The 11,337-nt window shown below is 28.8% G+C and carries 8 protein-coding genes; 6 read left to right on the top strand and 2 right to left on the bottom strand.

Going from position 1 to position 11,337, the window contains the following annotated elements; all coding sequences use genetic code 11:
* The coding region (locus L8W56_RS07435; RefSeq protein WP_263659880.1) for a sensor histidine kinase at positions 1 to 587 on the top strand (587 nt) is incomplete at its 5' end.
* Here the strand turns inward: L8W56_RS07435 and L8W56_RS07430 are convergent.
* Both L8W56_RS07430 and L8W56_RS08910 read right to left on the bottom strand, forming a co-directional pair.
* Complete coding sequence (locus L8W56_RS07430; protein ID WP_263659879.1) at positions 588 to 3,026, bottom strand: hypothetical protein; 2,439 nt, start codon at positions 3,024 to 3,026, stop codon at positions 588 to 590.
* 59 nt (positions 3,027 to 3,085) lie between these two features.
* Positions 3,086 to 5,095, bottom strand: a complete 2,010-nt coding sequence (locus tag L8W56_RS08910) for a KAP family NTPase (protein WP_263659878.1) — start codon at positions 5,093 to 5,095, stop codon at positions 3,086 to 3,088.
* Positions 5,096 to 5,202: 107 nt separating this feature from the next.
* Between L8W56_RS08910 and ftnA the strand changes: the two genes are divergently transcribed.
* The 5 genes from ftnA to L8W56_RS07400 all read left to right on the top strand — a co-directional run bounded on the left by ftnA (position 5,203) and on the right by L8W56_RS07400 (position 11,328).
* Positions 5,203 to 5,697 carry a non-heme ferritin gene (gene ftnA / locus L8W56_RS07420; protein ID WP_220566403.1) on the top strand — a complete coding sequence of 165 codons (495 nt, stop codon included), beginning with the start codon at positions 5,203 to 5,205 and terminating at the stop codon, positions 5,695 to 5,697.
* Between the two features lie 105 nt (positions 5,698 to 5,802).
* Positions 5,803 to 6,438, top strand: a complete 636-nt coding sequence (locus L8W56_RS07415) for a helix-turn-helix transcriptional regulator (RefSeq protein WP_220566402.1) — start codon at positions 5,803 to 5,805, stop codon at positions 6,436 to 6,438.
* A 182-nt stretch (positions 6,439 to 6,620) separates the two neighbouring features.
* The gene (locus L8W56_RS07410) at positions 6,621 to 8,558 is read left to right on the top strand and encodes a cytochrome c family protein (protein ID WP_263659877.1); all 1,938 of its coding nucleotides are present in this window, start codon (positions 6,621 to 6,623) and stop codon (positions 8,556 to 8,558) included.
* Between the two features lie 95 nt (positions 8,559 to 8,653).
* Entirely contained in the window at positions 8,654 to 10,672 is a 2,019-nt protein-coding gene (locus L8W56_RS07405; protein ID WP_412175545.1) for a rhodanese-like domain-containing protein, read from the top strand.
* A gap of 56 nt (positions 10,673 to 10,728) precedes the next feature.
* Positions 10,729 to 11,328 (top strand): SoxW family protein, encoded by a 600-nt coding sequence (locus L8W56_RS07400; RefSeq protein ID WP_133318861.1) that lies wholly within the window; start codon positions 10,729 to 10,731, stop codon positions 11,326 to 11,328.
* Positions 11,329 to 11,337 lie beyond the last annotated feature (9 nt).

Genomic DNA, 11,337 nt, shown 5'->3' with positions numbered 1-11,337 from the left:
TTTCACATGAGTTAAAAAATCCTTTAAGTGTTATAAATTTAAGTTTGCAATCTTTAGAAAAAGAACATAATGATGAAACTATGAGAAAATTTATGCTTGAAAAAATTCACAAGCAAAGCGTAAAAATCAACCAACTAACACACAAACTAAATTTTGTTTTTAATTTAAATATCACATCTTTAAATAAAGAAAATTTTGATTTATATGCTTTAAGTAAAAATATTGTTGAAAATTTTAATGAAGGCAGGATTAAAATTCAAGGAGAGCAAACTTTCATAAAAGCAGATTCTTTTCTCATTGAGCAAGTTATTATTAATCTCATTAGCAATGCACTAAAATATAGTCAAAAAGATATTTTTATTGAAGTTAAAAACCAAGAATTTACTATACAAGATCAAGGCATAGGCATAGAGGAAAAATACTTAAAATTAATCACAAAAAAATTTTATAAAATCAATACTAGCCAAAACAATTCTTTTGGACTAGGATTGTTTTTAGTTAAAAAAATACTCACTTTACACAAAAGCTCTTTGAAAATTCAATCTAACCCAAAAAAAGGCAGTGTTTTTTCTTTTAGTATTGGCTAATCACTCTCTCAAAAAGCCATATTCATAAATTTTTGGTTCGATTTTTTTAGCCAAAATATCTAAAGCTAAATTCAAATCACTAAGTAAAATTTTATAATGCTCATCTTTTGCCTTGCTAGGCATATTCATCTTGCCTTTTTCATCTCTACCTTGAAAAAATTCTTTTATATCATACAAAGAAGCATTTACCAAATACCCTGCCTTTTCTTTATGCGTGTGATAATACTTAAAAAGTTCTTTACCTGCTTTTAAAAGCTCTTTTGCTTCATTAGAAAATTCCACCTTGTCTAACTCATCATCAAATAAAATATCTTCATTTTTTATCTTGCCATTTATAAATTTATACATAAAATCACTCTTAAATGCTTCTTGAGTAATGCCTAATTCTTTCTCGCTAAAAGGTATGAAGTGATTTACACCTTCTTTTGTGCTAATTTTATTTTGTCCATGAAAAAGCATAAAAGCAAGACAATCACTTTGAAATTCTTTATCGTTTTGATATGTTTTGTTTGGGTATAAAAATTGATCTCTATCATTTAGCCAAGTAGCTTTTATAGCATGGCGAACTGAAAAAAATATAGCACAAACTATTAAATTATTGTAAGTTAAAAATATAGAATGCCCAAGATCTTTTGTATCATGCATAATATAAACAAGATTTTGATGTTGAAAATCCATTCTTCCAGTATTCATCATGCCTAAATTTAATGGTATATTTTTATTTTTAAATTTAGATATCCACTTTCCTATATGCAAATTATGATTGCTGTAAAAATTTTTCTTACCTAAAAAATTTCCATTTTCATTAAACACATCAAGCCTTACCTTTTTAAGATCATCTTTTTGATTCATATCCCATATCAAAAATCCTATAGGAAAATTTCCTTTTACATTATCAAAAGTATAAGAAGGCGCTATAAAGCCTTTTAAAAATTTAGCCTTAAAAGTTTCTCTAAATTTAACAAAATTAGAACTATTTACATATTTTAAAGTAGAAAAAGTAGCTAGTATAGCTCCATCGATCTCACAATATATTCTTATATAAAATTGTGCAAAAAGTTCGTTTCTAGCACTGCTTAAAATATCTTTATATTTTTCATAAACATAATTATCAAGGCTAACACCTTTTTTATGCTTTCCACTTCCTGACATAGCTGATGTAGTCCCTGCTTCTGCATAAGGTGGATTTATAAAAATGATGAGTTTTTTGCGTTTGTTTTCATCTTTTAAAATTTCTTGTAAATTTGAAGGTAGTTTTGATTTATAAATAACATTGCCTTTATCATCTGCTTTATCAAAAAATTCATCATTTAAAAAGTCAAATTGAAAAACATGATTTTCAAATAAATTTGCACCATTTTTTATACGCTCATGTATCACATCAACATCTGCTTTATCTATGGTAGAGCAAAAAACATTTTTTGCATTTGTGAAATTTGCTAGTAAATTTCCTGTCCCACCAGCACAGTCCCATATATAGTATTTCTCTTCATAGTCTTTACCTAAAGCCTTTGATAAATACTCACAAGCTTTATCCACCCAAATTCTTGGAGTAAAAAACGCCCCCTTTCTTTCTCTAATGTCTTGATCTACAAGCAAATCCCTACGCTCTATCATATAATCCCAAAATTCCTCTAAAGGCGGACGCTCATAAATAGTCCAAAAATCTTTATGTGCTTTTTGATTGTCTTTAAAGCCCGTTTTTTCTGTAGCGATAGAGCCTAGATCTGTCTTTTTGGCATTAAATTCATAATGATCTTTATTTAAAATAGCAAAAAGCTTTTCTACTATGGTTTGATTTTCATTTGAAAGTAAATCAGCTAGGTAAAAGTCCGCATCGATAATGCCGTTTTTCTTGGCTAAATCCCAATCTATACTTATGCTTTCTTTTACGCTTTTGCTCCATTTATGATATATGCTTACAAAGTTGTTTTTGTCGATTTTAAATTTGCTTATATTTTCGTTTGTTAAATTTTCTTTTATGAAATTTTTTAATTCCTCATTATTTTTTTCATAGTAAAAAATCAAAGCTTCGTTTAAAATTTCATCTAATTCTTTTAAAAGTTTTAAAAACTGCTCACTTGTGTGTTTGCTAGCTGCTACACCCCAAACCCTATCATTTTGATAAAAAATTTCTTGAATTTTATAATAAGGTAAAAATGCGATTTTTTCAGCATCAAATGCACCTATTAAAGCAGGTGTTTGCATGGTATGAAAACTTCCATTTTTTATAGTCATAATGAGTTGAACAAATGATTTTTTAATATCACTTATGCCTTGCTTAGCTTCAGCCCAAAATAAATTAATCTCGCCTAAGTCTTTATGCTTTTGTGTGACAATAAAATCAATACTAGAACCAACTACAGAAAATTTTGAAAAATACGCCTCACGCACTTTGTTTTTTAAAGTTTCTTCATCTACTTTTAACCATTCTTGCATTTTTAACCTTTGATAATAAATAAACTTACAATTTTAAACAAAAGAATATTATTTTTCAATTATTTTTGAACCAATGATTTATAATGACTTAACTTGTCTTTATAAAAATCAACTATTTCTTTTTGATCATCACTAGGATTTTTAAAAGTTTCTTCAATCATAGTTTTTAGTTCCTTATAATTAGCACAAAGCCATAAATTCTGATTTATATATTTTTGATTATTTTCATCCTCTTCTATAAAAATTTCTAAAATCAAGAAAAATATTTTTAAATTTTGTGCAAAAATTTTAAAAGTGTTTTTCAAGTAATGAAAATCATTTATTTTGAGGATATAAATATGTGCTTTTATTTTCTCTTTTACTTTATCATCATCTTCTTGAAGTAATTTATCTAATAGTATTTTTAATTCTTTTTCACAAAAATACTCTTTTTGTTTCATAGAAAAATTGTAACTATATATAAATAACATTCTTGCATCTAGTGGATATTTTGCATTAAGTAATTCTTTGGTATTTATATTTTCTTTACCTGCAAATTTTGAAAAAAACTCAAAGAAACTTTTGCATTTTTCAAAGTAAAAAAACTGAGCTTCTCCATAAATTTCATCAAAAATACTCCAAAGATAATAAATAAATTCACTACTTTTAAACTCTTTGGCATAAACACTCATTTTTAAAGGTAATTTATTTAACACTTCAGATGATTTTAAACCATATTTATTAAAAATATCATCATACTCTTGGTGTGAATTTGCCTTTATAATTTTATCTATTGTTTCTTTTCTGATAACATTTTCTGCAAAATTTAACACAAAATAATCTTGAAAATGTTTCCGCGAAGCAATCCTATTTTTGTTTGCATATTCTACTTTATTTTTTGAAGTATAAAATTCTCTTTTATACAACCACTCTATTCTAGGAAATATAGAAATTAATAATTTTCTAATAACTTCTTTCTTTAGCTTATTTAAACTTTCTGTTTGTTCTTTAATCATTTTTTTAACACTTAGATTTTGCTCCTCATATCCATATCCTTCTGAGGTAGCTCCAGTAAAAATCTCAAAGTGTTTATAAATAAACTCATAAAATTTTGGCTCAAAAACCTTAAACAAAGTAATCACAGCAAAATCATACAAATATAACTCTTGTTTTATAACACTCATTTCAAATTTTAAAACATTTAAGTATCTATTGATATCTCTTATATTTTCAAAAGCACCTGCAAAATGATTTGTATTTAAGTTCTCTATAAATTCATTTTTATCGATTTTTTCATAAACAAAGCTAAATTGTTCAATTTTTTGCATAAAAATTGCTGTTAAATCAGCTTTATTTAATTTAGGTAGCACTATAGGAACTTGCACTATTTTTTCTATATATCTTTCACCTTTATCTTTTTGGATTTTATCTAAGGCTTTAGTGACTATTTCATTATCATAAGCAAGAATATACATGGTGTTTTTAAAATCTGCTATAGATCTAACAAGTTGAAAAATTTCTTGTATATCTGTATCGGCTAATCTATCAAGATCATCTATAACTATAATAATTTTTTTATCTATTTTTTTAATTGCATTATTGATTTCTTCTTTGGTGGTATCTAAATTTTTTTCTGTCATCTCAGCTATTTCCTGAAGAGCATTGCTAATATTATCACTTATTTCAGAAGCAATATCTAATCCAGGTATAAATTTAAATGGTTTAAATGCATAAGATAAAACTTTTAAACCATTGCTCAATTTTTTATACCGCTTAGAAGTATTTTTTCTTCCAATTTCAATAGAAAGTTTTGTAAAAAAATCACTAATGAGCTGTTTTCTAGTGGAAATATTCCAAGGGTTAAAATTTATTATAATGAATTTTTTATCATCATTAAAATCTTCTAAAACCATATTTATAAAAGAAGTTTTTCCACCACCCCAATCCCCTATAATACCTATAGAAATACTATCTTCATCTTGATAACTTTTTATAATTTTCGCTAGTGTAGTAGCATTTTCTCTTCTACTAAATAAATCTTCATTTTTGCTTGTTATAGCTTTATCAACTTTAAAAGTACTTGTTTGCATTTTTTACTCTTTATTTTTTAATGTAATTATACATAAAATATGAATTTAGTATAAATTAAACTTTAAAATATATCATTATAAAATCATTATTTAAAAAAGGAGAAAAAATGCTTTCAAAAGAAGTAGTGGCTTTATTAAATGAGCAAATTAATAAAGAAATGTATGCAGCAAATTTGTATTTGAGTATGAGTTCATGGTGCTATGAGCATAGTTTTGATGGTGCAGGGGCGTTTTTGTTCGAGCATGCAAGAGAAGAAAGTGATCATGCTAGAAAACTCATCACTTATTTGAATGAAACTGATTCTAAAGTAGAATTAAAAGAAGTTAAAAAACCTGATAGTGATTTTAAATCATTGCTTGATGTATTTGAAAAAACTTTTGAGCATGAGCAAAGTATCACTGCTTCTATTAATAATCTTGTAGATTTTATGCTTTCAAGTAAAGATTATTCTACTTTTAATTTTCTACAATGGTATGTAAGCGAACAACACGAAGAGGAAGCGCTTTTTAGAGGTATAGTAGATAAAATCAAACTCATAAGCGATAATGGTAATGGCTTATACATGGTAGATCAATACATCAAAAGTCTGACTAATAAATAATTTTTAGCTTCCATAAATTTGGAAGCTAAATATCTTTTAATTTAAAAGAATTCTTGCAAAATAAAAGTAAATTTGCTAAAATACTTTTTATTTAAAAGGATTTTTATGCAAATGAATGAAATTACTGATAAATTAAAATTTATACTCCAAAAAGAAGGAATAAAAAACGCCAAAGATTCTGATGTAGCTAAGATGCTAAATATCAATCCAGATACCTTTTATAGTATGAAATTTAGAAATTCCATACCTTATAAACAAATACTTCATTTTTTAAATGAGAGAAATATTAATATCAATGCGTTTTTTTATGAAGATTCCCTTGAGAGTAATACTCTAACGCATGATCTAAACTATAATGTTTTAAAATATTATGATGTTAATGCTTCTATGGGAGGTGGAGCTTTAAATGATAATGTAAGTTTTTCAGAAGTGATTATAGATGAAAAGCTAAGTGATTTTTTTGGCTCTAAAGATTGTGATATCATCCCATGTATAGGCGATAGCATGGAGCCTGAAATCAAAGATGATTCTTTATGTTTAGTAGATAAAAGCAAAAGCTTTAAAGAAGGTGGAGTTTTTGCGGTAAATACCAGAGATGGTTTATTTATCAAACAAATTTTTAAAAGCAATAAAGGTGGAGTTTATTTACACTCTTTTAACCTAAGTTATGCGGATGTTCATTATCAAAATGGAGACTTTTTAATTGTAGGTAAGGTAGTAGGGACTATTAGTAGAATTTAATATTTAGCAAATAACTTCTTTTTCTATATGATAATTTTTATTATTTAAATTAATAAAAAGTTAATAAATTATATTTTTAAGTTAATTTTTATTAAAAAATAGTCAAAATTATGTTTTAAAAGTTAATATATAATAAATAAGAGTGTTTTTATCTTTTAACAAAACTACATGAAAGGGAAGTTATGAAACATAAACTAGCTAAAGTCGCCACTTATGCTTGTTTAGCATTGGGCATTAGTTTGACTACACAAGCTTTTGCTTCTTCAGAGCCTAGAACCCTTGATGGTTATGTGGCTCAAGAAGATGCATTTTTTGATTATCTTTATAAAAATCACCCTATTTTTAAATATGAAAAAGAAGGGCGTTTAGTGGGTAAATTTACCCATAGTGATAGAACTGAAAATTGGGTTGTAAATCAAAATGGAGCTAAATTTGCTGCCGAGCATGATTTAAAACAAGCCTCTATTACCTATCGTTTGCCTTATGAATCTTTTTTGGATTTTCCAAACAAATTTGTGGGTCCAAAAAAATGTGGCGAATGTCATCCTGCTCAATATGCTTCTTGGGAGCGCTCTCGTCATGCAAAAACCGTGCGTTTTCCACATGAAATGGAAGAAGTTGGTGGAGCTGAAGGTTTGAAAAAACCTATGTATAATTCTCAAGCTACTATTTTACCCGATGGAATTTATCCAAATGATGTTTATGCTCTCATTGGAACACCAAGAACAAAATATGGTTTTATAGATAGATGGCTTGTGCGCGGAACTTACCATGTTGAAGATGGAAATTTGAGTGATTTAAGTGGTAAATTAACCGCCGGAGGTAATCAATTCTCAAGACTTTGGAGTGAGTTTTTAACTCCTGAAATGGCACAAAAAATAGCTGCTTTTGCACCTGGTTTTCCTACTAAAATGGAAGATTTTGGAGGAAATGGCTCTCAAGTATGGGGAACAAACTCTTATGCTGCAACTTATAAAGAAAAAGCAGTTTTCCAACCTGCTACTGCGTATTGTGAAACCTGTCATACTTTTAAATTTGACTTTAAAAGCAAGGAAGAATTTTACAAAGCACTAGGTAATCCAAAAGAACTTCAAAAACATACCATCTCAAAAGGTATTACTTGCGAGGAATGCCATGGGGCTGGAGCACATCTTTATGGAGCAAGAGGTGCGGGTATGCCATCAAATTGTGAAAGATGTCATCAAAGATTTTCATATAATGAAACCGATGCTAAAATCAATCCTAGAAAACCTTTCAATGCGTATTTTAAATCAAGTTGTCCTGCGTGTGGAACAGAAGGTGCTCAAATGTATTCTTCAGCACACTATGATAAGGGTATGAGATGTAATACTTGTCATGATCCACATGAAGTAACTTTTAATGATTGGAAAAGTGGTTATACTAAAACAAAACTTAAAAAAACTTGCAAAGATTGTCATGAAACCCAAGCAAGCTTTTTCAAAAAAGGCGGAATTCACGCAAAAGACAGCTGTACAGCTTGTCACATGCCAAATATGATGAGTTGTGAAAACTTTGGAGCTGTTCAAAACCCTGATAAAGGTGGGTTTGATAATGTTAGAGCTTCACATATTTGGAATATCAAAGTAGATAAAACCGCAAAAACACTTAACCCACCAGAAGGCAAAGAAAGATCACCTAAAGTTGGTGGCTGGACCATAGCTAGAGATGATGAAGGTAGATTTTTCCTTGATTTAATGTGGAGTTGTGGTAGAACTAGTTTTAGTGATATTAATCTAATGGGTCCTGGTGCAAGTGGTTGTCATAGTCCTGTGCAATCAACCTTACCTGAAAAACTTCACTTTAGCAATCAAGAAATGATTTATGATAAAGTAATGCAGTGGCAAAACCCCGTTAAAGAAGGATATGAGAAAATTAGAAAAGGCATAGCAAATATTGATAAAACTTTTGCTGAAAAAAATAAACTTTCAATAGAGCAAAAATCAAAAGTATTAAGCCTAACTAATCAAGCTCAAGCCATAGCTGATAGACTAGAAAAAGATGGTTCTTGGGGTGTTCATGGACCTGCTTATTCTAAGAAAATCATAGAAGAAGCTTTAATTTATATCCAAGAAGCACAAAATATCCTAAATGGCAAATAAAAACAAAGGGAGAATGAAAAATTCTTCCTTAAAATAAGGAGCTAGTCTTGAAAAATTTAATTACTCGACTTTTTATTGTGCTTTTTACTCTTTTTATGCCATCAGGATTTATTTTTGCTGAGGCTAATGGAGAAATAGGCTCAATAGAAGGTGTAAAAAGCATTAGCTTAGCACAAGCTCAAGAAATGCTAGATCAAAATAATACTTATTTTTTTGATGTCAATTCAGAGCAAGATAGACAAGCTAATGGCTATATACCTAATTCCATATCAACCTATGTGGAAAATTGGCAAAATTTACTACCTAATGATAAAAATGCAAATTTAGTATTTTATGGTTTAAATCGTTTTAGATTTGAAGCTTCTCAAGCTGCTGCAGTTGCTATAGAACTTGGCTATAAAAACTCTGTTGTAATGCTTGATGGTATAGAATCATGGGTAACTTCAGGTAGAAAAGTTGAAAAAATAGACACAGTTAAATGGGAAAAAGCTAAAGAAATTATCGAATTTAAAGACACTATCCACTCAAGATTTAAATTTAGCAATACCCCATCTTGTCGTGATTGTCATGCTCAAAAAGATAAAGGCATTAGAGCTGATATTGCAGCAAATAAAAACTTAATCAATCAAAAATGTGCAACTTGTCATGAAAAAGCAAGCAATGCTTTAGCAAAAAGCGCTCATGGAGTAGAAAAGTTCTTACCCGCTCAAGATATGCAAAAGAAAAAAGAAAAACCATCTTGTGCAACTTGTCACTCTATTCATATTACCCCAAAACATTCAGGAATTTATTCACAAAAACAATTAGTCGATCAAAAATGCGCACAATGTCATAAACAAAAAAGTGCAACTTTTCATATGACTTTTCATGGTAAAGGTATGTTTTTAAGCACTCCAGGTGAAACTCCAAGTGTTGCTACTTGTTCTGATTGTCATGGAAAACATAATATTTTAAAATCAAGCGAAAGAAGCTCAACTCTCTCGCCAATTAACCGTGTTCAAACTTGTAAATCATGCCACCCAAATGCAAATGAAAATTTCGCAAATTGGATGGCACATGCTGATCATAGTGATGGCGAAAAATATCCTGGATTACATGGTGCTTATATATTCATGACTATTTTGGTCATCTCTGTATTTGTTTTCTTTGGAGCCCATACTATACTTTGGTGCTTGCGTTTAATTGCTATGTGTATAAAATATCCTAAAGAATGGAAAGAAGCAAGAAAAGCAGCACATGAAGATAAAGTAAGAGTAAGAAGATTTAGCACTTTCCATAGAATTCAGCATTTTTTTATGGCGGCTAGCTTTTTGGGTCTTGCATTCTCAGGCTTACCGCAAAAATTCTATGATTCAGCATGGGCTAAACCTATGATTGATTTAATGGGTGGAGATATCATTAACGCTGCAACCATACATCATATTTCAGCCATAGTAATGTTTGCAGTATTTTTCTCTCACATTGGAGAAATCATCATCGTAAATTGGAAACGCCGTGATGTAGCAAGGGATCCAATAACTGGCAAAATAAGCTTTATGAAAGTTTTAAAAGCTACTTTTGGACCTGATTCTTTAATGCCAAATTGGCAAGATTTTAAAGATATGAAAGATCATTTTAAATGGTTCTTTGGTTTTGGACCAAGACCGCAATTTGACCGCTGGACTTATTGGGAAAAATTTGACTATCTAGCAGTATTTTGGGGTATGTTTATCATTGGTATTTCAGGGCTTATTTTATGGTTTCCTGCTTTCTTTGGTAAATTTTTACCAGGTGAAGCAATCAACTTAGCAACCCTACTTCACTCTGATGAAGCTTTACTTGCTACAGGATTTATTTTTGCAATTCACTTCTTTAATACGCATTTTAGAGCAGATCGCTTCCCTATGGATATGGTGATTTTTTCAGGAAGTATTAGTGAAGAAGAGATTAAACAAGAAAGAAGCGTATGGTATAAACGCTTAAAAGAAAGTGGAAAATTAAGCACTTTATATGAAAATAAAAGTAACTTCAAAGCATATCAATGGCTAGCTAAACTTGCAGGATTTGCAATGCTAATCACTGGCTTAGTATTTTTATTTTTAATGCTTTATACTTTCTTTAACACTATCTTATAACCTTATTCGCTATAATAGCGAATAAGGACTTTTTCTAATTTTTTCAAGGATTTTAAATGTTTAAAACAATACTCTCACTTAGTTTTTTAAGTATTTTTTTTATAGCTTGTTCTAATGAAGAAAAACTTGATTCTAATTTAATCTCAAGCGGTACACAATTTTCTAAAGAAAATTTACAAAAAGCAAATGATTTAGATAAAAAATCTTATGAAGAAATAGCCTATTTATTTAAAGATAATACAAATATAAAAAGTGATGATAAAAACATTTTAATCATTTTTAGCGCAAATCACTGCTTATATTGTGATAAATTAAAAGAAGAAATTAAAAATGATAAAAAAATACAAGAACTTATAAAAGACAAATACAGCTCATATTATATAAATATAAGCTATAAAAAAATTCATACATTTTATAAAAACCATAAAAGTGACTTAAGTACAGCTGAACTTTCTAGTATTTATGATATAGTAGCCACCCCTACTATTGTAATTTTAAACAAAAACAGCCAAACTTTGCTAAATTATCCTGGTTTTATTAGCGCAAAAAGACTAAGCGCTACAATGGAGTTTTTAAATCAAAAAGAAAATCAAAATTTAGACGAAGCAACCATAGCACAAAAACTCATACATTTTTATAAAGAAAATAATATTTAAAGGTTAAAA

Origin of the sequence: Campylobacter sp. IFREMER_LSEM_CL1085, assembly GCF_025772235.1 — a bacterium.
Taxonomy (GTDB): Bacteria; Campylobacterota; Campylobacteria; order Campylobacterales; family Campylobacteraceae; genus Campylobacter_D; species Campylobacter_D lari_D.
Note: the sequence above shows the minus strand (reverse complement) of the source record. Positions and strands in the feature narration are given on the sequence as shown.

Coding starts and splice junctions, on each gene's coding strand:
- L8W56_RS07430 (WP_263659879.1), bottom strand. CDS start 3,026: ATGCAAGAATGGTTAAAAGTAGATGAAGAAACTTTAAAAAACAAAGTG.
- L8W56_RS08910 (WP_263659878.1), bottom strand. CDS start 5,095: ATGCAAACAAGTACTTTTAAAGTTGATAAAGCTATAACAAGCAAAAAT.
- ftnA (WP_220566403.1), top strand. CDS start 5,203: ATGCTTTCAAAAGAAGTAGTGGCTTTATTAAATGAGCAAATTAATAAA.
- L8W56_RS07415 (WP_220566402.1), top strand. CDS start 5,803: ATGCAAATGAATGAAATTACTGATAAATTAAAATTTATACTCCAAAAA.
- L8W56_RS07410 (WP_263659877.1), top strand. CDS start 6,621: ATGAAACATAAACTAGCTAAAGTCGCCACTTATGCTTGTTTAGCATTG.
- L8W56_RS07405 (WP_412175545.1), top strand. CDS start 8,654: ATGCCATCAGGATTTATTTTTGCTGAGGCTAATGGAGAAATAGGCTCA.
- L8W56_RS07400 (WP_133318861.1), top strand. CDS start 10,729: ATGTTTAAAACAATACTCTCACTTAGTTTTTTAAGTATTTTTTTTATA.